General features: G+C 60.0%; 20 protein-coding genes and 1 pseudogene. 12 read left to right on the top strand and 9 right to left on the bottom strand.

Annotation, left to right across the window (positions count from 1 at the left end):
• Nucleotides 1-116: 116 nt before the first annotated feature.
• A complete protein-coding gene (locus KGB18_RS21765) occupies nt 117-1,010 on the bottom strand; it encodes a PA4780 family RIO1-like protein kinase (protein WP_007907116.1) in 894 nt (297 codons plus the stop codon).
• Between the two features lie 336 nt (nt 1,011-1,346).
• On the opposite strand from KGB18_RS21765, the pseudogene KGB18_RS30150 reads away from it, so the two are divergent.
• Both KGB18_RS30150 and KGB18_RS30145 read left to right on the top strand, forming a co-directional pair.
• A pseudogene (locus KGB18_RS30150) lies at nt 1,347-2,543 on the top strand (cache domain-containing protein); the annotation flags it as partial.
• A gap of 90 nt (nt 2,544-2,633) precedes the next feature.
• Entirely contained in the window at nt 2,634-3,401 is a 768-nt protein-coding gene (locus KGB18_RS30145; protein ID WP_370694472.1) for a methyl-accepting chemotaxis protein, read from the top strand.
• Between the two features lie 73 nt (nt 3,402-3,474).
• On the opposite strand, the gene KGB18_RS21755 is transcribed toward KGB18_RS30145, so the two are convergent.
• A complete protein-coding gene (locus tag KGB18_RS21755) occupies nt 3,475-4,266 on the bottom strand; it encodes an AraC family transcriptional regulator (protein WP_123718949.1) in 792 nt (263 codons plus the stop codon).
• An 84-nt stretch (nt 4,267-4,350) separates the two neighbouring features.
• Here KGB18_RS21755 and KGB18_RS21750 point away from each other — a divergent pair, with 84 nt between their 5' ends.
• Nucleotides 4,351-5,379, top strand: coding sequence for a bile acid:sodium symporter family protein (locus tag KGB18_RS21750; protein ID WP_123718950.1), 1,029 nt, complete (start codon nt 4,351-4,353; stop codon nt 5,377-5,379).
• Between the two features lie 7 nt (nt 5,380-5,386).
• Here the strand turns inward: KGB18_RS21750 and KGB18_RS21745 are convergent, their stop codons facing one another.
• Nucleotides 5,387-6,664 carry an acetyl-CoA C-acetyltransferase gene (locus KGB18_RS21745; RefSeq protein ID WP_123718951.1) on the bottom strand — a complete coding sequence of 426 codons (1,278 nt, stop codon included), beginning with the start codon at nt 6,662-6,664 and terminating at the stop codon, nt 5,387-5,389.
• A gap of 184 nt (nt 6,665-6,848) precedes the next feature.
• Here KGB18_RS21745 and KGB18_RS21740 point away from each other — a divergent pair, with 184 nt between their 5' ends.
• Together KGB18_RS21740 and KGB18_RS21735 are read left to right on the top strand one after the other, a co-directional pair.
• On the top strand, nt 6,849-8,201 hold the full coding sequence (locus KGB18_RS21740) for a 3-oxoacyl-ACP reductase (protein ID WP_123718952.1): 1,353 nt from the start codon (nt 6,849-6,851) through the stop codon (nt 8,199-8,201).
• Between the two features lie 2 nt (nt 8,202-8,203).
• Nucleotides 8,204-9,058, top strand: a complete 855-nt coding sequence (locus KGB18_RS21735) for a MaoC family dehydratase (RefSeq protein ID WP_123718953.1) — start codon at nt 8,204-8,206, stop codon at nt 9,056-9,058.
• 176 nt (nt 9,059-9,234) lie between these two features.
• Here KGB18_RS21735 and KGB18_RS21730 read toward each other — a convergent pair whose 3' ends face one another.
• Complete coding sequence (locus tag KGB18_RS21730) at nt 9,235-9,636, bottom strand: response regulator (protein WP_123718954.1); 402 nt, start codon at nt 9,634-9,636, stop codon at nt 9,235-9,237.
• Between the two features lie 85 nt (nt 9,637-9,721).
• Nucleotides 9,722-9,919 carry a Flp family type IVb pilin gene (locus KGB18_RS21725; protein ID WP_080370534.1) on the bottom strand — a complete coding sequence of 66 codons (198 nt, stop codon included), beginning with the start codon at nt 9,917-9,919 and terminating at the stop codon, nt 9,722-9,724.
• 314 nt (nt 9,920-10,233) lie between these two features.
• On the opposite strand from KGB18_RS21725, the gene cpaB reads away from it, so the two are divergent.
• The 5 genes from cpaB to KGB18_RS21700 all read left to right on the top strand — a co-directional run bounded on the left by cpaB (nt 10,234) and on the right by KGB18_RS21700 (nt 15,517).
• Nucleotides 10,234-11,163 carry a Flp pilus assembly protein CpaB gene (gene cpaB, locus KGB18_RS21720; RefSeq protein ID WP_123718955.1) on the top strand — a complete coding sequence of 310 codons (930 nt, stop codon included), beginning with the start codon at nt 10,234-10,236 and terminating at the stop codon, nt 11,161-11,163.
• A gap of 89 nt (nt 11,164-11,252) precedes the next feature.
• Entirely contained in the window at nt 11,253-12,458 is a 1,206-nt protein-coding gene (locus KGB18_RS21715) for a CpaE family protein (RefSeq protein WP_123718956.1), read from the top strand.
• Nucleotides 12,455-13,735: a CpaF family protein gene (locus KGB18_RS21710; RefSeq protein ID WP_123718957.1), complete on the top strand. Its 1,281-nt coding sequence runs from the start codon at nt 12,455-12,457 to the stop codon at nt 13,733-13,735. Before KGB18_RS21715 ends, KGB18_RS21710 begins: the two co-directional genes overlap by 4 nt.
• A gap of 10 nt (nt 13,736-13,745) precedes the next feature.
• Nucleotides 13,746-14,630 (top strand): type II secretion system F family protein, encoded by an 885-nt coding sequence (locus KGB18_RS21705; RefSeq protein WP_123718958.1) that lies wholly within the window; start codon nt 13,746-13,748, stop codon nt 14,628-14,630.
• Nucleotides 14,627-15,517, top strand: a complete 891-nt coding sequence (locus KGB18_RS21700; RefSeq protein ID WP_201062569.1) for a type II secretion system F family protein — start codon at nt 14,627-14,629, stop codon at nt 15,515-15,517. The genes KGB18_RS21705 and KGB18_RS21700 overlap by 4 nt, the downstream gene beginning before the upstream one ends.
• Before the next feature lie 162 nt (nt 15,518-15,679).
• On the opposite strand, the gene KGB18_RS21695 is transcribed toward KGB18_RS21700, so the two are convergent.
• The 3 genes from KGB18_RS21695 to KGB18_RS21685 form a co-directional block, all read right to left on the bottom strand.
• A complete protein-coding gene (locus KGB18_RS21695; RefSeq protein ID WP_201062568.1) occupies nt 15,680-16,054 on the bottom strand; it encodes a DUF6124 family protein in 375 nt (124 codons plus the stop codon).
• 729 nt (nt 16,055-16,783) lie between these two features.
• Nucleotides 16,784-17,572, bottom strand: coding sequence for a response regulator (locus KGB18_RS21690; RefSeq protein ID WP_223570454.1), 789 nt, complete (start codon nt 17,570-17,572; stop codon nt 16,784-16,786).
• A gap of 113 nt (nt 17,573-17,685) precedes the next feature.
• Nucleotides 17,686-18,156: a prepilin peptidase gene (locus tag KGB18_RS21685; RefSeq protein WP_201062567.1), complete on the bottom strand. Its 471-nt coding sequence runs from the start codon at nt 18,154-18,156 to the stop codon at nt 17,686-17,688.
• A gap of 75 nt (nt 18,157-18,231) precedes the next feature.
• On the opposite strand from KGB18_RS21685, the gene KGB18_RS21680 reads away from it, so the two are divergent.
• On the top strand, nt 18,232-18,672 hold the full coding sequence (locus KGB18_RS21680) for a TadE/TadG family type IV pilus assembly protein (RefSeq protein WP_007907464.1): 441 nt from the start codon (nt 18,232-18,234) through the stop codon (nt 18,670-18,672).
• Nucleotides 18,669-21,437: an ATP-binding protein gene (locus KGB18_RS21675; RefSeq protein ID WP_223570453.1), complete on the top strand. Its 2,769-nt coding sequence runs from the start codon at nt 18,669-18,671 to the stop codon at nt 21,435-21,437. Before KGB18_RS21680 ends, KGB18_RS21675 begins: the two co-directional genes overlap by 4 nt.
• On the opposite strand, the gene KGB18_RS21670 is transcribed toward KGB18_RS21675, so the two are convergent.
• Nucleotides 21,407-23,389 carry a pilus assembly protein TadG-related protein gene (locus tag KGB18_RS21670; protein ID WP_223570452.1) on the bottom strand — a complete coding sequence of 661 codons (1,983 nt, stop codon included), beginning with the start codon at nt 23,387-23,389 and terminating at the stop codon, nt 21,407-21,409. The genes KGB18_RS21675 and KGB18_RS21670 overlap by 31 nt on opposite strands.
• Nucleotides 23,390-23,437 lie beyond the last annotated feature (48 nt).

The raw sequence follows: 23,437 nt of genomic DNA, 5'->3' as shown, positions 1-23,437 counted from the left end.
AATCCGGGTGCAACACAAAACTTGTGGGAGCGGGCTTGCCCGCGATGCAGACGACGCGATCCGAAAAAAAAGCATCTACAAAAAACCCGGCCGAGGCCGGGTTTTGGGTCAACCGATTACTGCATCCACGGTGGAGGCGGCTCTTCGGCTTTGCTCGGTGGCGCGTCGTCAGCAGCGCGAATCGCTTGCTTACGCTCTTCATCAAGACGGGCCGCCTCGATCTCGCGCATGATCCCGCCGACGTCCGCCAGTTCTTCCGGCTCGTCGAACTCGCCGGTCAACACACTGGCCGGGTGCAAAGTACCAGCTTCGTACAATGCCCACATTTCCTTGGCGTACTTGGTGCGTTTCAACTCCGGTGCAAAGCGACCAAAGTACGACGCCATGTTGCCCACGTCCCGTTCCAGCATGTTGAACGCGTGGTTATTGCCCGCCGCATCCACCGCTTGCGGCAGGTCGATGATGACCGGGCCGGTCGGCGTCAGCAGCACGTTGAACTCGGACAGGTCACCGTGCACCAAACCGGTACACAGCATCAGCACGATCTGCGAAATCAGAAACGCGTGATATTCGCGCGCCTGGTCCGGCTCCAGCACCACATCGTTCAGACGCGGCGCGGCATCGCCGTACTCGTCGGCCACCAGCTCCATCAGCAGCACGCCTTCGAGGAAGTCATACGGCTTGGGTACGCGCACACCGGCACCGGCCAGCCGGAACAACGCCGCCACTTCGGCATTCTGCCAGGCGTCTTCGGTTTCTTTCTTGCCGAACTTGGAGCCCTTGGCCATCGCTCGAGCCTGCCGGCTGTTGCGCACCTTACGGCCTTCCTGATACTCGGCCGCCTGACGAAAACTGCGTTTATTCGCCTCCTTGTAGACCTTGGCACAACGCAGCTCGTTGCCGCAGCGCACCACATAAACAGCTGCTTCTTTACCACTCATGAGTGGGCGCAGCACCTCGTCGACCAGACCGTCCTCGATCAGGGGTTCAATGCGTTTTGGAGTCTTCATCAGCTTTTATTGTGGGTCCTTTATTACCAAACACGCGAAAGTCATTCGTTATACGGCAATCCTCTCATTCGCGGGAGGGGTTGCCGACCTATGAACGTTCCCATGAACATCAAGAAGCACACAATGTGCCGGATTAATCGGGCACAACTCATTGACCGCTCAGGATCATAGCTGAGCCTGCGCCACTTGTTGACGAAGGGCTACAGGGGCATTTGCGACAGAATCTGACATGTAGCCCCTACCCTTCGCCGGATTTTTCTCAACAGGCCTAAATTTCCACGTTCCTCAGCCGAAGTCATTAGAGAGAAAAGGAATTGTCCGACAATCGCCCCGACAATGATAACGAGGGCGCACTCAAGGATCGGGGTATCGAACGTTTTCGGCTGCCAACAATCCGCGAGTCATCTGCACTGCGTGGGCCTACAAGAAAAAACTGGAGCGCGGATGAACATCAAACAGAAGTTGACCTGGGCGTTTGCAATCATCGCCTGCTTGCCCGTGGTGCTGGTCGCCACCCTTGTGGTGCTGAACTTGCGCAGCGATGCCAAGGATAATTTTGTCGATGGCAGTGGCCGCGAAATTCGTCAGGTCAGCAATGCGATGCAGCTGTTCTTTGACGGCATCAGCCAGAACGTCGATTACCTGGCCACCCAACCGCTGATCAAGGACTCCGACGACAGCCTCAAGACCTACATGAGCGCCAACGCCGAGAGCATTCCCCAAGGCGAGTCGGACAAAAAGGTCTTCGCCCTCCTCCAGGACCTGGGCAACAGCCACCCGGCCTACGCCTATGCCATCCTCGGTACGGCGGCGGGCGGTTACGTGTCTTGGCCGGACGATGCGAAGCTGAGCAATTACGATCCGCGCCAGCGCCCTTGGTACAAAGCCGCGCAGGCCAAACCCGGCAAACCATTTCGCACCGAGGCCTATTACTGGGCTCAGGATGACGCGACTTACGTCAGCACCGTGCGCACCATCGACAACAAACTGGGCACCAACGGCGGCGTGGTCAGTATCGACGTGACGCTCAAGCAGCTCACCGAAATCGTCAAACAGATCAAACTCGGCGAAACCGGCTACCTGATGCTGGTGGAAAACACCGGCAAAGTGCTGGTCGACCCGAAACAACCGGAACACAACTTCAAAGCCTTGACCAGTCTCGGCGACGGTTACGCGCAACTGGCCAAGGCCGGCAAAGGGCTGGTGGAAGTCGAGCTCAATGGTGAACGCTACATGGCCAACGTCTGGCCGTCGGAACAACTGGGCTGGACCTTTATCGGCCTGATCAAACAGACCGACGTGATGAGCTCGGCCACTCAACTGACCTGGCTGATCGCAATCATTGCGGCGGTACTGGCGGTGTTCTTCGCCATTGTCGGCGCCAGTTTCGCCAGCCTGATCGTGCGGCCGATCCGCAGCGTGGCCAGCGGTCTGGAAGGCATCGCCCAGGGTGAAGGCGACCTGACCAAGAACCTGCAAATCCGTGGCAGCGACGAAACGGCTCAATTGGCCAACTGGTTCAATCAGTTTCTGGCGGCGATTCGCAACCTGATCCAAAGCATCGGCGGCGCCGCGACCAAAATCCTCGCCACCTCCCAGAGCTCGACGCAAGTGTCCAGCGACATGGCCGAAGCCGCCGGGCGCCAGCGTGAAGCGGTGGACATGGTGTCCACGGCGTTCCATGAAATGGTCGCCACCGCCAACGAAGTCGCACGCTCCTGCAGCCAGGCCGCCGAGTCGGCCGACAGCGGCCAGCGCCAGGCGCGTGAAGGTCAGCAGCAGATCGATGCCGCAGTGAGTAGTGTTGACCGCTTGAGCCAGGAAATCGAACAATCGGCGCAATCGATGCAACAGCTCGAGCGCGATAGCAACGATATTCAGTCGATCCTCGGGACCATTCGTTCCATCGCTGAACAAACCAACCTGCTGGCACTGAACGCCGCCATCGAAGCGGCTCGGGCGGGTGAACAGGGTCGTGGTTTTGCGGTGGTGGCGGATGAAGTTCGCGCCCTGGCCAAACGGACGGCCGACTCCACGGCGGAAATCGACGGGCTGCTCGGTAACCTGGCCAAACGCACCAGCCAGGTGACGCAGCAAATGCATGCGAGCCTGGAAGTGTCTCAGCAATCGGTGACGCGCATCGGCGAGGCGCGCAGCAGCTTCGGGCAGATTCGTGAATCGGTGGATGTGATTCGTGACATGAACACTCAGATAGCCACGGCGGCGGAAGAACAGCATCAAGTGGCGGAAGACATCAATCGCCACATCAGCCAGATTCATGGCGATGCGCAGTTGGTGGCAGAACTGGCGAACTCGGCGCGGCTGGATTCTCAGAGCCTGGCAGGGTTGTCGAATGAGCTGGATGGGTTGGTTCGGCGGTTCAGAACCTGATCCAAAATCCCGGTAGCGCTCCCACAGGGTTTGCGTTGTCCTTGTGGGAGCGGGCTTGCCCGCGATGAGGCCGTCACTGCCTGAACAATTCCCCCGGGGTAAACCCGAACAATCCCTTGAACGCCGCAATAAACGCCGACGTCGAGTCATACCCGCAAGACAGCGCGGCATGGGTCACGCTGTTCCCCTCCTCCAGCAAACTCAACGACGACAGCAGCCGCATGCGCTGCCGCCAGCCACGGAAGCTCAACCCCGTTTCACGCTGGAACAAGCGCATCAGGGTTTTCTCCGACGTGCCCAAACGCTCGGCCCACTCCTGCAAGGTCGCATTGCGCTCAGGGCTGTCGATCAGTTCGTTGCACAAGCCCAACAACCGTTCATGCCGGGGCAGCGGCAGAGAAAAACCCACCTCCGGCAGACTCGCCAACTGATCCAGTAGCACGCCCACCAACCGCGCCTCCTGGCTTTCGCCCTGTGGATACTCCACCGGAAACAGGCAAAAACGCTTGATCAGTTCCCGTGCCAATGGCGTGACTTCCAGCACCCGGCAACGCCCGTCCGCCCATTGGCAATCCTCGCGGCGCACGTACAGGCTGCGCATCTCGGCACGCATTGAGGTCACGACCTGATGCTCGAGATCCGCCGGAATCCAGATGCCCCACTGCGGCGGCGCAAAGAAACTGCCCTCGGCGGTATGCACACCGAGAACGCCGCTGATGGCGTAGGAAAACTGCACCCAATCGTGACGATGCGGCGGTGTCCACGAACCAGCGTTCAGACTTTCCGCACGCGCATACAACGGACGCGGCAACGCCGTTAGCGCCGGGATGGTCCGCTCGAGGGAAAGTTGTCCGTTAGTCGGCATTGATTGGCCTTATGTCGCAAGACGGCTGATGAGGCCGACGTTAGGCTAAGTCATCAATTCTTACAAACCTATTCGGTGCCGGTCATGCATGCCTTCAAACACCTCAAACGCGTGGTCACCGACTGGTTCTTGTGCGGCATGCTGCTCGCCACGCTGCTGGCGTATTTCTTCCCGACCTTCGGCGCCACCGGCGGCGGGATGCACGCGGAGTATGTGATTAACATCGGCGTGTTTCTGGTGTTCTTCCTCCATGGGGTCAACCTCTCCAGCGAGCAGATCAGCCACGGACTGAAAAACTGGAAGCTGCACGTGATGGTTCAAATCTTCACCTTTGCGGTGTTTCCATTGATCTGGCTGCTGAGCGACAAACTGCTGGGTTCGCACATTCCCTCACTGCTGATGCTCGGCTTCCTCTACCTCTGCGCCCTGCCTTCGACCATTTCCTCATCTGTGGCCCTGACCGGCAGCGCGGGCGGCAACGTACCGGCAGCGATTCTCAACGCGAGCCTGTCCAGTGTGTTGGGGATTTTTCTGACGCCGTTGCTAGTGAGTTTCGTGGTCGGCAGCGGCGCGGGTGGTATCGATCTGGGCTCAACCCTGCTCGACTTGTGCGCGATGTTGCTGTTGCCGCTGGTGCTCGGGCAATTGCTGCGGCCGTTCCTGGGCAAGTTTTTCGCTCGGCACAAGCGCTACACCAACATCGCCGACAAACTGGTGATTCTGCTGCTGGTGTACTCGGCGTTTTGCAATTCGATGGTGTCGGGGATGTGGCAGCAACAGGGCAACAGCGTGATTTTGACTGCGCTGATGGGCAGTGCGATTTTGCTGGCAATCATTCTGTGGATGACCACCCGCACCGCTCGTGCGCTGAAGTTCAGCCCTGCCGATGAGATTGCCGCGGTGTTCTGCGCCAGCAAGAAATCCCTGGCGGCCGGTGCGCCGATGGCGGCACTGATTTTCGGCGCCAACCCCGGCCTTGGCTTGATCCTGCTGCCGATCATGATCTATCACCCGTTGCAGCTGATCGTCTGCTCGGTGATGGCCGAGGGTTATGCCAACCGCAACCGGGAACTGGCCGCGCAGCAACGCGCGGCAGTGCTCAACCCCCAGTAATCAGCAATCAGCGCTCGATAATCGCCGTCACGCCCTGACCGCCCGCTGCGCAGATCGAGATCAACCCTCGGCCCTTGCCCGCCGCGTCCAGCAGCTTCGCCAGGTTGGCGACGATGCGTGCACCGGTGGCGGCAAACGGATGCCCGGCGGCCAGTGAGCTGCCCTTGACGTTCAGGCGGCTGCGGTCGATGGAGCCCAGCGGTGCGTCGAGGCCGAGGCGGGTTTTGCAGAACTCCGGATCTTCCCAGGCCTTCAATGTGCACAGCACCTGCGCGGCGAACGCTTCGTGGATTTCGTAGTAATCGAAGTCCTGCAAGGTCAGGCCGTTGCGCGCCAGTAACCGCGGCACGGCATAAGCCGGCGCCATCAGCAGGCCTTCGGCACCGTTGACGAAATCCACCGCTGCCGCCTCGCCGTCACGCCAATAGGCAAGGATCGGCAAGCCGCGCTCTTTCGCCCATTCTTCACTGCCCAGCAACACCACCGACGCACCATCGGTGAGTGGCGTGGAGTTGCCCGCGGTCAGGGTGCCCTTGGCGCTTTTCTCGAAGGCCGGTTTCAGTGAGGCGAGTTTTTCCAGGGTCAGATCCGGGCGCAGGTTGTTGTCCCGGGTCAGGCCGAGGAACGGCGTCATCAAATCGTTGTGCCAGCCTTCGGCGTAGGACGCGGCCAGTTTCTGATGGCTTTCCTGAGTCAGCTGATCCTGCTCGTCACGCGGGATGCTCCAGGTTTGGGCCATCATTTCACAGTGTTCGCCCATCGACCGGTTGGTGCGCGGCTCGCCGATGCTTGGAAAGTCGGGCATCAAGTGGCGGGGACGCAGTTGCAGGAAGGTTTTCAGTTTGTCAGCGGTGCTTCGGGCGCGGTTGGCTTGCAGGAGGATCTTGCGCAGGCTTTCGTTGACCCCGATCGGCACGTCTGAGGCTGTGTCGACGCCGCCGGCAATGCCACATTCGATCTGGCCCAGGGCGATTTTGTTCGCCACCAACAATGTCGCCTCCAGCCCCGTGCCGCAGGCTTGCTGGATGTCGTAGGCCGGCGTCATCGGCGACAACCGCGAGCCGAGCACGCATTCGCGGGTCAGGCCGTAGTCCCGCAAATACTTGAGCAATGCACCTGCCGCCACTTCACCCATGCGCACACCGTGCAGGTTATAGCGCTCGATCAGGCCTTCCAGCGCTGCGGTGAACATCGCCTGGTTACTGGCAGTGGCGTACGGCCCGTTGGACCGGGCAAAGGGGATACGGTTACCACCGATAATCGCGACGCGGCGCAGCTGAGTCATGAAAAAGCTCCTTTTAACCAAATATGAACACCAAACCCACAGGGGGCTGCATTTCCTGAAAGTCCTGCTAAACCCAATCTCAAACTAACCTGCAATGATCAAGCGTAGGCCGTATCTCGTGGGTCGAACGACTAATTGCCGTTCATGGTCCACACTTTTAACCCCAGCTGCTGGAGCGTGATTCATGTCTGACCGCTATATCGACTTCGCCAATTCGTCCATCGGCCATCGTGTGGTCGGTGCCCTGGGTCTGCCGTCGCCGGTACGACTGGAACGCTGGCAAGCAGGCCGGCTGCGGCCTATCGAGGGGGCGCTGTTGATTGGCGGTGGCCCGTTGGCGGAAAAAGTCAGCACTCTCGCCAACCGCCTGACCGACACGATTTACAGCTACGGCACCGATCCGACCCTGGCCACCGCGTGGATTCCCGGCCACGGCCAGAAACTCAAAGCCGTGGTGTTCGACGCCAGCGATCTGGTACAGGTCGATCAGCTGAAACAGCTGCGCGAGTTCTTCCAGCCGCTGATGAAAAACCTCGATCACCATGCGCATCTGGTGATTCTGGGCCGGGCGCCAGAGACCTTGAGCGACCCGTTCGCCGCCAGCGCCCAACGCGCCCTGGAAGGTTTCAGCCGTTCGCTGGCCAAGGAACTGCGCAGCGGCGGTACTTTGCAGCTGATCTATGTTGGCGAAGGTGCCGAAGATCAACTGGAAGGCCCATTGCGGTTTTTCCTCTCGCCAAAAAGCGCGTTCATTTCCGGACAAGTCATTCGCTTGAAGGCGTGTGAGGCGCAGGTGATGGACTGGAGTCGCCCCTTGTCGGGACGCAAGGCACTGGTGACGGGCGCGGCACGCGGCATCGGCGCCTCGATCGCCGAAACCCTGGCCCGCGACGGCGCCGAGGTAATCCTGCTCGACGTGCCACCGGCCAAGAACGATCTCGAGGCCCTGGCCGCACGCCTCGGCGGGCGCGGCATCACACTGGACATCTGCGCCGAAGATGCCGCCGCACAATTGATCGAACACTTGCCCGACGGCGTCGATATCGTGGTTCACAACGCGGGCATCACGCGGGACAAAACCCTGGCCAATATGACCCCGGAATTCTGGGACGCGGTGCTGGCGGTCAACCTCAACGCGCCGCAAGTATTGACCAAGGCTTTGCTCGACAGCGGCACCTTGCGCGACAACGGCCGAGTGATCCTGCTGGCGTCCATCAGCGGCATCGCCGGCAATCGCGGACAAACCAATTACGCGGCGAGCAAGGCCGGGTTGATCGGCCTGGCCCAGGCCTGGGCGCCGCTGCTGAGTGAGCGCGGCATCAGCATCAATGCCGTAGCGCCAGGGTTCATCGAAACCCAGATGACCGCGCACCTGCCCTTCGGCCTGCGCGAAGCCGGGCGGCGCATGAGTTCATTGGGCCAGGGCGGCCTGCCGCAAGACGTCGCCGAAGCCGTGGCCTGGCTGGCACAACCGGGCACCGGAGCCTTTACCGGGCAGGCGTTGCGCGTCTGTGGGCAAAGCGTTTTGGGAGCCTGACCATGACCACCGACTGGCACACACTCAATAGCGAACCGGGCCTGAAAACGCTGTATGTGAAAGCGGCAACGCGCCGCAAAATCACCGGCACCACCCTGCCTGACTTGGGTTATCACTGCTGGGTCAATATCGATCCGAAACGCCTGGAGGCGTATCGCAAGGTCTGTGGTTTCGCCGACAACGGACTGCTACCACCGACGTATCCACACATCCTGGCGTTTGCCTTGCAGATGCAATTGCTCACGGCCAAAGCGTTTCCGTTCCCGCTGCTGGGGCTGATTCACTTGAGCAATCGCATCCGCATCTTGCGCCCCATGGGCGGCGTACACCGGGTGCGGGTCAGCGTGAAAGTGCAGAACCTGAAACCTCATGCCAAAGGGGCGACGTTCGATTTGGTGACGACACTCGACGATCAGTTGGGGCCGCTGTGGGAGGCTGAAAGCCAGATGCTCTGTCGCGGCGTCAAACTGGAAGGCGAGCCCGTTGAGGAAGCGTTTGCATCAACGCTATCGCTGACCGAAGTAGCCCACTGGAAAGCACCCGCGGACATTGGCCGGCGGTACGCCAAGGTGTCCGGAGACTACAACCCGATCCACCTGAGTGCGATCAGCGCGAAGCTCTTCGGCTTCCCTAGCGCCATCGCCCATGGCCTGTGGAACAAGGCACGTACGCTGGCAGCCCTGACCGATCATTTGCCGACGGCAAACGTCGAGATTGCGGTGCAGTTCAGGAAACCGGTGCGCCTTCCCAGTGAAGTGACGCTGATATCCAGCGCGGCGGGGTCCAGTGGGGATCTTCAGTTGATGGGCGCGGGGGATCTGGAACACATGGTTGGGCAGTGGCGGCCAGTTGCCTGATTTTGTGGCGAGGGGGCTTGTCGGAACGCCGCATCGCCCCGTTCGGCTGCGCAGCAGTCGCCAAGCGCACTGTCAGACACTCCGCGTGCTCAGCCTTCAGGGCAGCTGCGCAGCCCAACGGGGGCAAGCCCCCTCGCCACAGTTCAGTGCTTACCTTGGGATATGGGCACCATAGATCAGGAACTAACCACCCCAGGAAACAAATTATTCAACGTCTCCAACAACCGCACGTGATAAATCGGCTTGCGAAACAAATCCAGCACCTGCAACCGCAACATATCACTCACATCATCCATATCCGCATGCCCCGACGTCACAATCACCGGCAAATGCTGACGAGACGTATGCTCACGCAACCGCTTGATCAACGACATGCCACTTTCCTCCGGCATCCGCAAATCAGTAATCACCAGCGCAATATCAGGATGACAAGTCAGATGATGAAGGGCGAGTTTGACCGACGTTGCCGTAAAACAAGTAAAGCCCTCGCCCTCCAGCAACTCGGCCAGTTCCAGTAACGCATCCTCCTCATCATCGACCAGAAGAAGCTGTTGCCGAGGGAGCGCTGGAGCGTTCATGGGGTAACACCTGCAATGGACTAAGCCTTGACGTTAGAAGCCCTTTGCGGGATTGGCAAATGACTGCCTGTTGCCAGCCTTAAAATCAAAGCGCAGCTGAAATTGTGGTGAACATTGCGGTGACACTCGTGGCGATGGGTGTCGCAAATGCTGCCAGCGCAACGGCCACCATCCCCGCAATAATCGCGTACTCGATACCCGAAGCACCTTCAGTATCTTTGGCCAGACCTTTGTAAAAAACGAACTCGGATTTGATCTTCTGAACAACTTTAATAAAGGACATGACGTGTCTCCTATGACAGCGGATGTTGCACGGCCGCAACATGATTCCCCTATGCCAGCATCAGCATTGTCGGCAAACCCGAGACCAACAACTGTAAGAACCTATTAATACTTAAGTATTAACCGTCAATAAACAGCGCTTTTGGCTTCAACCCGTTACTTTTGTCAGATATTTACCGCCCTGTAATGGCTTTTTGCTCTACCTGCGCTACCGTCAAATAGCGAAATAGTTCCATGTTCATAGCTGCCTGATTGCGAAGTCATCTCGTTAGAACTCTTGGGGGGGCGTTACGCAGCAGGAAAGGGAGAGCCTTCATGAACAGTCGCGTCACCATGGGCCTGGCCGGGCTGTTTCTGGTAGGCGCCATCATTGCCGGTTATTGGGGGCTGGCGCTGAGCCGCCAACCGGCACCCGAATCCATCGCGCAACCCGGCACATCATCGGCCCCAATACTGGCGTCGGTGGACGACCCGACCCGCCAGCCGGTGGTTGTGCTGCTGCGTGACATAGCGCCGTTCGAGCAAATCACCGCCGCCGACGTGACCCTGGAAAAACTTCGTACCGCCCCGGCCGGCAGCCTGTCCCGTCTCGATCAAGCCATTGGCCGTATGCCTTGGCGCATGCTTACTGCAGGCAGTTGGCTCAATGATGAAAGTTTCGAAACCGGCGGGGCGCTGGCGCGAATGATCCGCCCCGATGAGCGCGCCCTTGCTGTGGCGGCGGATGACGTGGTCAATGTCGGCGGTCAACTGAGCCCCGGCGACTATGTCGATGTCCTGCTGTTTCTGCGCATGGACACCAACAACCTCCAGCAATCGGCCCAGGTCGTGGTCCCGGCGTTGCGGGTGCTCGGTGTCGGCGACCAGTTGGGGCTGATGAACGATGGTCAGCCTGCCAACCCGGCACGCAGCACTGAAGAAAGACTCAAACAGGAACAGCAACGCGCCAGCGCCCGCACCGTTTTGCTCGCCGTCCCCGAACCCCTCTTGAGTCGCCTGATGCTCGCGGCTCAGGTCGGGGTTTTGCGCCTGGCCGTGCGCAGCGCCGAGGAAAAACGCCTGAACCAATACTGGGCCGGCAACCGCGATTCAAAGGCGAGCCTGGCCAGTGCCAATCGCGAACTGGTGCAGTTCAGTCAACTGGCCCTGGACGGCACACCCAAACCCGCCACCGGCGGCGCAGCACCGCGCAAGACGAGCGTGGAAGTCATCCGCGGCAATGAAGTCACCCAACAAACGCCCTGAATCGAGCGAGGACGCTTCTCCATGCGCAGACGTTTCACGCAGTACTTGCTCGACAACGGCTGCTTCGATAAATGCGGTGGGTTATCGCAATGAGCCAGCCCCAGAACCTGAGTCAGACGTTCCTCGCGATCACACGCAACAGCACCGACTTCGAGTGGCTGCAAGGTGCCCTTGCCCCTTTGGGCCGAGTGATCAGCGCCGGTGGCGGTAACCTCGATGAGCTCTTGACGCTGGTGGACGTGACCTTCGCCAACCTGGTGTTCGTGGGGCTGGACCGTGAGCATGTGGTGGCCCAGAGCGCGTTGATCGAGGGTGCCCTGGAAGCCAAACCGATGCTGGCGATCGTTGCCTTGGGCGACGGCATGGACAACCAACTCGTGCTCAATGCCATGCGAGCCGGCGCGCGGGATTTCGTCTCTTATGGCTCACGTTCCAGTGAAGTTGCCGGCCTGGTGCGACGCCTGAGCAAACGCCTGCCAACCGTGGCGCCGAACATGCAACAGAGTCAACAGGGTGGCCTGACCGTGCTTTACGGTGCGCAGAGCAATGCCGACGGAGCGTTGCTCGCTAACCACCTGGCGCACGTGGTGCAAAAGAGCGGCCAGCAGACACTGTTGCTGGATCTGGGCCTGCCGCGTGGCGACAGCCTTGCGTTGCTGGGGCTGGAGAGCTCGTTTCATTTTGGCGATGCGTTGCGACATCTGAGGCGCCTCGACGCGACGCTGATCGACAGCGCCTTTACCACCTGTGACGCCGGGCTGCGGATCCTCGCCTACGCCAGCAACGACGAACCGCTGGAACAGACCAGTGCCGCCGAGCTGTACATGCTGCTCAGCGCCTTGCGTCAACATTTCCAGCACATCGTGGTGAACCTCACCGGCCAGTCGGACAGCGAAGCGTTACGCACCTTCGTCAGCCATTGCGACAAGTTGCTGTGGTACACCGATCAGAATGTGCTCGACTGCCGACGCAACCTTGAAGTGCTCGGCCGCTGGCGCGAAAAAGGCCTCAAGCTCGACCATGCCCGGTTGCTGGTGGACCGCTATCTGCGCAACGTCGTACCAGACTCCGACACCTTGAGCAAAAGCTTCGGCATGGAGGTTATGGCGGTCCTTGTCTACAGCCCGGAAGTACGGCTCAACGCCAAGAATCAGGGGGTGAGCCTGTTCGAACTGGCCCCGCGCGAAAACCTGACCCAAAGCCTGCGCGCCCTCGGCGAACGACTGGCCAAACGCTCCGAAGACCAGGACAAACCCAAGGCTGGCTGGTTTGACCGATTGAGGGGTGCGCAATGAGCGGGGAAAAACTCTTCGGCGCGCCCTCCCACGGGCCGGCCGGCAATACCGACCACGAAGGCCTGAAACTGGTGCTGCACCGCTACATCATCGACGCCATAGAGGAGTCCGGAAAAAACCTGCTGGAAGGTTCGCGGCCAATGCTGTCGCAGTTCGTCATCGACAAAGTCGCCGAGTACATCGCCCGTCTGCACCTGGCGATTTCCCGTTATGAGATGGAGCGGCTGGCTGAGGAAATTGTCGACGAGCTCACCGGTTTCGGCCCGCTGGAGGTGTTGCTGCGTGACTCGACGGTGACCGAGATTCTGGTCAACGGCCCGCACCGGGTGTTCGTCGAGCGCGAGGGTGTGTTGCACCTGAGCGACCTGCGATTCATCGACGACCATCACGTCGAGCGAGTAATGCAACGAATTCTCGCGCCTCTGGGCCGACGGCTCGACGAGTCTTCGCCGATGGTCGATGCGCGCCTGCCCGACGGCAGCCGGGTCAACGCGATCATCCCGCCCATTGCCCTCGATGGCCCATGCCTGTCGATTCGAAAATTCCGCAAGGACATGCTCAAGAGCTCCGATCTGATGGCGATGCAAACCATCGACCAGGCGATCTTTGAATTTATTCAGGAGGCCGTGGGCAAGCGTTGCAACATCCTTGTCAGCGGCGGTACCGGCACCGGCAAGACCACACTGTTGAACATTCTCAGCCAGTTGATCGCCCCTCACGAACGCTTGGTCACCATCGAAGACGTCGCCGAACTGCAACTCGGCCATCCTCACGTAGTGCGCCTGGAAACCCGACCGCCGAATGCCGAAGGCCACGGCGAAGTGAAGGCCAGCGATCTGATTCGCAACGCGCTGCGGATGCGCCCGGACCGGATCATCCTCGGCGAGATTCGCGGCGTCGAAGTGGTCGACGTGCTCACCGCGATGAACACCGGGCACGACGGCTCCATGAGCACCGTGCACGCCAACAATGCACAGGATGCGCTGTTGCGCCTGGAGACCCTGGTGGGCCTGACCGGGCGCTCCATCGCTGAACGCACCCTGCGGCAAATGATCTGCGCGGCGCTGGACGTGGTGATCCAACTGACGCGCCTGCCCGATGGTCGTCGCTGCGTCAGCGAAGTGGTGGAGGTCGTGGGTATTCGTGATGACATCTATGTGACCAATACGCTGTTCCGCTTCGACCGACGCACCGGTTTCGGTTTTCTGCGCGAGGCGGTCAACCCCGCCGGCGATAAACTACGCCGCGAGTCGGCGCTCTCTCCCTTATCGCATTGAAGGTCACGGCATGCTCAAACCGGCGCTGCTCATCCTGATTTGCCTGACGTTGCTGGGCCTGTCGATCCGTTTGTTCTACAACGGTCTGCGCCAGACCGGCATCGATCGAACCCTCGGTCGCTTGATGCAGGGGCAACCGCAACTGACGGTGGCGAAATCATCCTGGGCTGGCCTGGAGCGGGCCTTTCTACGCGCCGGTCTCGGTCGTCCCACCGAGCGCCTGGGGTTGTGGCTGTTGCTCTGGGCCTTGGGCATATTGCTGGGGTTTGCCCTCGCGAGCTGGATCGGTTTGCTGGCGTTGTTGCTGATGCCACCTCTGGCTCTGCGGCTGTACATCAGTTTGTGCTACCAGCGCCGGCTCAAGCGCATGATCGAACAGCTGCCGCCAATGCTCGATCACACGGTGCGCAGTCTGAAGTCCGGACGCACCTTGGCCGATGCGGTGCTGGTCGCCATCAACGCCGCCGAAGATCCACTGAAAAACGCCATGGGCCGGGTTCAGCGCAACGTGCATTTGGGCGTCAGCCTGCCTGACGCTGTCACGGACTTCGCCGAACTGTACGAGAAAGACGAGTTTCGCTTGTTTGCGCTGGGTCTGAAGGTCAATCACCGCTACGGCGGTAATGCCAGTGAGCTGTTTGAGAACCTGATCAAAATGATCCGTGAACGCGACCAAGCTGCGCGCCAACTGCGCGCCATGACGGGCGAAACCCGCATCACGGCGGTGGTGCTGGCCCTGATGCCCGTGGGACTTGCCGCCTACTTCTTACTGTCCAATCCGAAATACCTGCTCGCCATGTGGAACAGCAGCTCGGGGCAAATGATGCTCGCGACCGCGTTCGGCCTGCAGGTGGTGGGTTGCCTGGCGCTGTGGCGCATGTTGCGTAGCGTATGAAAATAGCCCTGCTGATCAGCGCACTGTTGTTTCTGGCGGCCACGCTGTTACTGCTCAGTGGGCTGCTGGACCAACATCGACGTGCTCGCCAGGTGGCTCAACGACTGGACGGCAAACCACTGAGCGACCATCGCGTCCGTCACTGGTTGCAAGTGCTGGGCGACAGCCGCATCGGTCAGCGCTCGGTCAAACTGGACAACGAAACCCAGACCCTGCTCAACCGCCTCGGCTGGCGCAGCGCCCGGCAACGCTCGCTGTTCGCTGCCTGCCAGGTCGGCATACCGGTGCTTGCGTTGGTCCTGAGTCTGTTGATCCAGAGCGTGTTTTTCCCGCAGGTGAACAACCACTGGATCACCCCGGCCTTCGCCACCGCCCTCGGTTATTTGTTGCCCAAACGCTTGCTGGCCGCCGCCGCGTACCGTCGGCAAAGACAACTGGCGATCGAGATTTCGACCTTCATTCCACTGCTGCGCATCCTGTTCGAATCCGGCATGGCGGTGGAGCAGTCGCTGCGAGTGCTGAGTATTGAAGGCAAACAATTACTGCCAGCCCTGACCCATGAATTGCGCCTGATACTGACCCGGGTCGATTCCGGCCTGGAGCTTGGCGAAGAACTGAACAAGGCCACCCAGTTACTGGCGGTGGACGAGTTCACCGACACCTGCGTGATTCTTCAGCAATTGATCCACCAGGGCGGCGGTGCCATGAAATCACTGCTGGGACTCAAAATGCTGCTCGATGACCGGCGCCTGACGCGCTTGCAGGAATACATCTCCAAGATGTCCGCGAAAATGTCCGTCGTGATGATGTTGTTTCTCTTCCCTGCGTTACTGATCGTACTGGCCGGACCTAGCTTCACCGCATTGGCCCGGGCCTTTCATCATTGAAAGGCACAGCGGCGATCCCGTAGGAGCGACCTGTGGCGAGGGGGCTTGCCCCCGTTGGGTTGCGAAGCAGCCCCAAAATCTCTGATGTCCCAAAGATCTTGTGAGTGCTGCGCACTCAAACGGGGGCAAGCCCCCTCACCACAGGCCCGCGCCTACAGGGGATTAGCTGTGTGGCGCGGGTTTTGGTATGTCGACGTTATCCAGCATTCGATTCACCGCCAGCTCGGCCAGCATGATGACCTGCTGAATCGCCAGGATCGTATGCCGCTGCGGGGCTTCGACATATGCGGCAATGTCGCTGGTCATGACACTTGCCGAAGCCAGCGACTCGCAGACATGGGCTAACAGGCTTTCGTTATCCATGTCCGGCGCAACCATAAACATCTTGCTTGGCTTGCGGCCTTCGGTTTTGTTTGGGGTGGGATTGAGGTAGTGATCGAGCGCGCGGTTAGCGGCGTCGTGGAATTTTTTTGAATCAGAAGATTCGTAAGGGGAAACGTTGTCGGTTTCTGGGGGATTCGGGGTTGCTTTGAACATGATTACACCTCTGGGATGAAATGGAGCCACTTCCAAATTGCCGCGATGCAATTTGGGGTGGCAGCTGTACGCGGGTTCGCGGACCGATCCCCGAGGCAGCTCGGCATACCCGAAGGTATCCCGCGCACAGTCGCCATGACACGAAACGACAGACACCCAAAAGTGCTGTTGTTTGGTGGAGCGATTATGCCTCAAGAATCGAGCCGCGACGCCCGGACGCTGAATGGTCAGCGACGGACAAAGGCTAGAGACACAGCTTCCGACGGGCAACCTGAAAAACATGTGGGAAGGTTCTGATGTTTTTACCGATCGATAAACATCGCTGGCTGTAAGGCCGCCATCGCGAGCAGGCTCGCTCCCACAGTGGAGCGGCGTGCACCCGCCCCTCACCACTCAACAGGCCGAGCGTTAGCTCGCCTGCAGCTTTTGATCTTGATCTGCCCGCCCCTTCGGGAGGCCTCGTTCCGGTGTTCATCTGGGGATTGGCGCGCAGCGCCGTTCGACGCAGTCGAACTCATCGCATGTAAGTTGAAGCGAAGCCAACCGTAGGGCGATGCCCCCAGATGGATACCGGAACGAAGGAACGCCGAGCCTTAGCGAGGGGCCGTACGCTTGGGGCGAGACCTTTTGGTTCCTTTTGGGGCGTTTGCCAAAAGGGACTAAACCATAAGCCGCCGTTACCGCAGAAATGGATATGTACACCATGAAACAGCGTACAGCCGAAAAAAATCAGTGCGCAGTAAGCCGCCGCACACCAGCATTACCAGGCGACAACGCCAACGCCACCTGCGTCCGATTATGCATATGCGTCAACCGCAACACCTGCGACACATAAAGCTTCACCGTGTTCTCGGTAATCCCCAACTCACAAGCAATCTGATAATTGGTCTGCCCCTTGCCCACCAACCGCGCCACCTCCAACTGCCGCGGTGACAGCTGATTGAAAGCCGCCGGCATCTCCACCCGCTCAACCTCACTGAACGCACCATCAGCCGAATCAGACGAAGACACCGAAGACGGTCCCCGGCGAACCTTGTCCAAATCCTGATACAGCTCGTCGATCGACTCACAAAGGTACTGCAGCTTCTGACTCAAATGCCCCAACTGCAGGTTTTTCTGCCGCTCCTGCAAGACCACTTCCTGACGCTGCAAACCTTCGAGCAACTCATCCAGATCAATCGGTTTCTGATAGTAGTCAGCGAACCCGGCGCGCAACGCCTTGATCACATCCTGCTTGTCTGCGCGACCGGTGAGCATGATCGCCTCGAACGCCCGGTGCTTGCCGGACAACCGTTGCAACGCCTGGACGAGCTGAATGCCATCCATGTCAGGCATCCGCAAATCACAGAGCACCAGACCGATATCCTCATATTCATTGAAACGCTCGATCGCCTGCTTGCCGGACTGACAAGGAACACAGCGATAACCATTGCGCTCGATGAACTCGCACAGTTCTTCGACAATCAATGGTTCGTCATCGACCACAAGGACTTTTATTGCCGAGATACGCTTGTTCACGTGTCACTCCAGACTTGACCGTTCCTGTACCCACTTCCAAAAGCTGTACAACAACTGTTTTGAAAGTAGACGCACTTTCCAACTATGTACATAGAACGAGTGGCGCCCGGCGACTAATGCATCCAGACCAGTGTGAGCAACATGCCCACCAGTACGAACGGCGCAAAGGGCTGCTTTTTTGACGTTCCTGGCCCCAGGTAACGAAGACGATCTCTAAGCCCCTGCCCCATATACAGCCAGAGTCTTGGCGCCAGCAGCAGCCAGAATGCACTGGCCAATCCAGCGCCGATGAAGCCGCCGAGCAGGTGCATACCGTCCGTCGCAAGGCCCAGCGTCGCCATCAGTTTCACGTCGCCCGCCCCCAGACGTCTCAATGCATAACCGGGCAAGGTGAAGGCCAGAGCCAACAACAAAGCCCAGCCGCCCTGCGCCGCCTCGGCCCCCAACCATGTGGTGCCCGTCCACAACAGATATGCCAGCGCCAGTACACCCGCGCCAAGGGTCAGGCCATTAGCGATGTGCCGCTCTCGGACATCCTGTGCTGCGCAAAGCGTCAGCCAGATAAGTAGGACAAAGTTCTGCATCCGGTAAAAAACGTCCGTTTTGGCTGAATGATTCTATGCTGATACTACGTCGTGATGGTCAGGGTAGACGCACTCATGAAAACAGGCCTCCCCCGCAAACAAAAAGGTGCCGTGGCGATTGAGTTCGCTTTGGTGTTCATCATCTTTTTCGCCGTGTTTTATGGGCTGGTGAGTTACAGCCTGCCGCTGTTGCTGATGCAATCGTTCAATCAGTCGACGGCCGAAGCGGTGCGCCGCAGTGTGGCGCTGGACCCGAGCACCGCCAATTACGATACCGCCGTCAGAAACATAGCGACCACCGAATTGACCCGGCAGTTGGCCTGGATTCCTGCCGCGCTGAACTTCAATGTGGCCACTGACGCCAGTGCCACTTATATCGGTGGCGTGCTGACGGTCACCATCAATTACCCCACCAGTAAACTGAATCAGGTCCTGCCGTTTCTGGTGCTGCCGGGGATCGGCTCGGTGCCCAATCTGCCGGCGACCCTTACCGCCCGATCGAGCCTGCAATTTTGAGTTCCGGGGACAGACTCTTCGGGCGCCTGCTCAACCGCCAACCGCCGCAGCCCTCGACCAGTGCGGACACTCAGAGCGTGCAACGTCTCGGTTTGCAGCTGCTTCTGAATGACGAGGGCCGGGTGATTCAGCTGACCGGCCCTCTGCGGCATCTGCTGGCGCAACAAATGCCGGGCGCGCAGGCACCGCATCTGCTCGATTACCTCATGCCCCATAGCGAGCTGTCGGTCGAAGGCGCGCCTGCCGAGTGGCAGGGGCAGAGTCTGGACCTGGATTTTTTCAGCCTCGGCGAACAACCGCTGCATCTGCGGGGATGGGTGCAGCCGTTGGGCGAAAACTGGCTGTTGCAGTTAATCGACATCGGCGATCTGCTGCTCGAACGTCGACAAGCGCGCAGCCGCGAACAATGCCAATTACTTGCGGCGCAGATCAGCGAACAGTTGCGCCTGTGCAGCCTGACGCGCTTGCCTGAGGTGCTGGCGGAGCAACTGCAAGGTCTGGCCCAGCGCTTTCAGATTCCATGCATCGCCATGGCCTTGCTCGACGAACAGGCAGAGGGTTGGCTGATCCACCAGCATTACGCGGCCTTCGATGCACCCGGCTTGTGGGAAATCGACCAACGCCTGGGCACCGGGCTCGACAGTTTGAATGGCTCCGCCCCCCAACAACTGACCCCCAGCGAACACCCGCGCCTGCAAGGCATCTTCGGCAATGCCGAAGGGTTCGCGGTGCCTTACCACAATGCCCTGGGCGTGGTGGCCTGGTTGCTCTGTGGTTTCTACCCGATGCAAGAACGTGCCCCCGACCTGAGCGAGCGCGACTGGTTGCAACTCACCGCCGCTTTGGCCGGCCCGCTGCTTGAGCGCTTGCGCGAGCATCAGCACCATCTGCAACTGGAGCGGCTGGAGTCTCTGCAAGCCTTGCTCGGTACCGGCTGGTGGGAGGTTTTCAGCGACGATGCCGAGGTGCAATTGGCGCCGTCGCTGGCAAGCATGCTGAACCTTTCGAGCACTCGTTTGCCGCTGTACGACTGGCTCGAACAGATCCACCCCGCCGACCGTGAAGAGCTGACGATTCGCCTGCAAACCTTGCAGGACGAAGGCGCGCCGTTGCTGCTGTGCGTGCGCCTGCATCGCCCCGACGCGGCGCAAACGCCGATCTGGTATCGACTGCAAGGTCAGGCCCTGGGCATCGGCAGAAACCGGCGGTTGGTGGGCTTCATGCTCGACATCAGTGACATCAAAAATCAGGAGCAGAACGCCGCTGCCGCCCATGCCCGGCTGGACAACCTGATCGCCAGTTCACCGGCAGTGATCTATGTGCAGCGCTATGTCGAAGGTGCGCTGCAACCGACATTTTTCAGCGACAGCCTGTTGCCGCTGCTCGGTTGGTCGCTCGCCGATTGCGCCGCCGGCGCGCTGGTGGAACGGGTTCACCCCGAGGACCGCGACGGCTATTTCGAGCGCACCCGGCAACTGCTGCGCGAAGGTTCGGTGCGTGCCCGTTATCGGCTGCGCGACAGTCGCGGCGATTACCACTGGCTGCTCGACGAAGCCAAACTGCTGCGCGACGACCTCGGGCTGCCGGTGGAAGCCGTGGGGCTGTGGCTGGATGTCACCGAAGCGACCCTGGCCGCCGAGAAGGTAAAACAGAGTGAAGAGCGCTATCGGATTCTGGTGGAAGATTCCCCGGCGATGATCTGCCGCTACCTTCCAGACCTGACACTGACCTTCGGCAACCGCCCGCTGGCGACCTATCTGGAATGCCAGCCCGAGAAGCTGCCGGGAGTGAACCTGGGCAGCTGGATGTCGCCGGAACAGCGCGAATCGTTCCTCCAGCGGCTCAGTCACCTGAGCCCGGAGTTCCCGGTCAGCACCGCGGAAATCAACCTGCAACTGCCGGGCCGGGAACACGCCTGGTGGGTCTGGTCGGATCGCGGGGTGTTCGACGAGCAGGGTCGCTTGCTTGAGATTCAGGCTGTGGGCCGCGATAACACCGAAGTCCGGCGCGCCCAGCAACAGCTCACCCAAAGCGCAAAAATGGCCACCCTCGGCGAAATGGCCACCGGGCTGGCGCATGAAATCAATCAGCCGCTGAACGTGATGCGCATGGCCATCGTCAATGTGCTCAAACGCCTGAGCAATGGCGATGCGCAAATCGATTACCTGACAGACAAACTCAACCGCATCGACGCGCAAGTCCAGCGCGCGGCGCGGGTGGTGGATCACATGCGGGTGTTCGGTCGGCGTTCGGAGATCGAGCAGCACCCGTTCAATCCGGCTCAAGCCATCGAGGGCACGCTGTCACTGCTGTCCGAAGGTATGCGCGGCAAAGGCGTCGAGCTGCGGGTCAGCGAGACCGGATTTGAAGTGCAGGTGCGCGGTTACGTCGATCAGCTGGAACAGGTGCTGATCAATCTGATGGTCAATGCGAGGGATGCGCTGTTGAGCAAACGCGAGGCCGACCAGGAGTTCAAACCGTGGATTTCGGTGTACGCCGAACGTGATGAATACTCGGTGCGACTGTGGGTCGAGGACAACGGCGGCGGTATTGATCCACGGCTGCTGGAGCGGATTTTCGAACCCTTCTTCACCACCAAACCGGTGGGTATCGGCACCGGGCTCGGGTTGTCGGTGAGTTACGGCATCGTCGAAAACATGGGCGGTAAGTTGAGTGTAAGAAACTCGACCGAGGGCGCGCGGTTTTGTATCGAGTTGCCGATTGCCACGGGCGATCAGATCACCAGCGTCGCGCGTCCCGAATGACAGCTGAGGTTGGCACCGACGTCGACCTTGTTCAAATCGATCCCAAGGCTCAACAGCAAGGTGTTGATCAAGCTGTCGAGCAACGGGCTGAGCACGCTGTTGATCGCGCTGATCAGCAAGGTGGTGACGCTGCTCAGGATCGTCCCCAGACCGCTGACGAGACTGCCCGACGGGCCATACATATCCACGTGAATGTTAAGCGGCGTGTTGAGCAGACTGCTGACGATGCTGCTGGTGGTGAACGAGTAGTAGAACGGTGGCTGGTTGATTTCCGGCAGGCTGGTGGCGGGTGGTGCGGAATAGACGTGGGATATGTTGGCGTTCGCCGCCACGCTGGTGTCGGCAACGATATCGATGCCGCCACCGACGCCGGGCACACGCGGATCGCAGGTGATGGGCAGAAAGAGAATCCTGCGACAGGTTTTGATCCCGATATCGATCACCTTCAACGGCTGCACCGTGACCGCCGGCGGCGTGGTGTTGCTGCCGAACATGCTGGCCGCATCGATCTGACCGATTTTCAGGTTAACCAGCGATGTACTGGTGTTGGTGGTCAGGGTTTTGTTGGTGTTACTGACGCAGCTGTAGGCCGTGACGTAACTGCTGGCACTGGCGACCTCCAGCGCCACATCGAGCCGTATCGGCCCCGGCAACACGATGATGTCGGGTGTCTGGCAGGGCACGCCCAAGGCACAGGTCAGTGAATTGAGCACCGCCACCAGGTTGAGATTGAGCAAGGCGTTGAGGGTGTTGGTCAGCGGTCCTGCCAGATCGGTCACCGCATTGACCAGCGCCACAATGGCGTCGAGTGCCGGCAGGTCGATCGACAGCAATGTGCGCACCTGCGCAGTTCTCACGTAGATCCGATTGGGGCCCAGTGGATCCAGCGCAGCGTTTTTCGGATTGCCGATCGCGGAGAGTTGTGGCGGTTCCAGGACCTGCACCCGCGCCGTGATTTGCGCCAGCCCTGCCAGATTGATCGGCAGCGTTGCCACCAGACCGTTTTTCTTGTTGGCCAGTTGCACGATGCCTTCAATCAGGTTGAACACACTCACGTTCGTCGCCAACGCCGACATATTGCTGCCGTTCTCGACGTGCAGCATATTGCCCAGCACCACGGTCGTTGAGCCAGCGGCAACCTTGAGTGCTTGCAGCCCGACGATGGTCGCCGTCGCGCCGAGTGTGCCGCCGGGGTCCAGCACATTGACGGCAGTCTGGATCAACTGACTAACCGCCACCGAAGTGCCCAACACCTGGCTATACCCGGCGGCGTTGAGGCCGAGGTCGACCTTCAATCGATCGAGGTAACCGAGCAGGCTGATGTTGGTGCTCATCAAACCGTTCCAGCCCGCCACGGAGAGGTTCAGATTGCCGCCCAACAAACCACCGAACAGCGCATTGAGAGTGGCCGACTTGCTGGTATCGATAGTCAGCACCGTAGTGCGGATGGTCAGCGATGCCAGCGGTGGCGGCAACGCTGCGACGGCGGTCGCGGTCAGGTTGAGGGTCGCACCGGCTGGAGGACCGCCGAACACGGCACCAATACCACCGGCGAAACTCTGCAGGATCGAATGGCTGACGGTCACCCTAATGGCTTCGCTGCTGCTCGGATTAGCCGTAAAAACCCGAAGATTATTGGCGTCCAGGGTCAAGGCGCCGCAGGCCACCGTCAGGCTGCGCGTGGGGTCAGGAAGAGTGAAATTGTTGCGGTTTGCACTGGCGGTGGCATAGGCGGTAGCGGTGGCACCCGTGGCGCAATCACCGTTGCGCGTGGCAGCCTCCAGCGCGGCCATATCCGCCACCCGTTGCAAGCTGCGTTTTTCCAGGTACAGGCGGCCGCTGTCGACCACGAGCAGCAGGAACACCAAGGCCATGCCCAGGGCCAGCACCGCCATCAAACCGATCGCTCCCCGTTGCCGGGCCGGGCTACGAAACTGCAAGCAGGGAGACATGGCACACTCCTTTGCCGGCACACTGCCGAGGGCTACCTCCAACGATGT

Source organism: Pseudomonas sp. BF-R-26 (assembly GCF_019947395.1).
GTDB classification, from domain to species: domain Bacteria; phylum Pseudomonadota; class Gammaproteobacteria; order Pseudomonadales; family Pseudomonadaceae; genus Aquipseudomonas; species Aquipseudomonas farris.
Note: the sequence above shows the minus strand (reverse complement) of the source record. Positions and strands in the feature narration are given on the sequence as shown.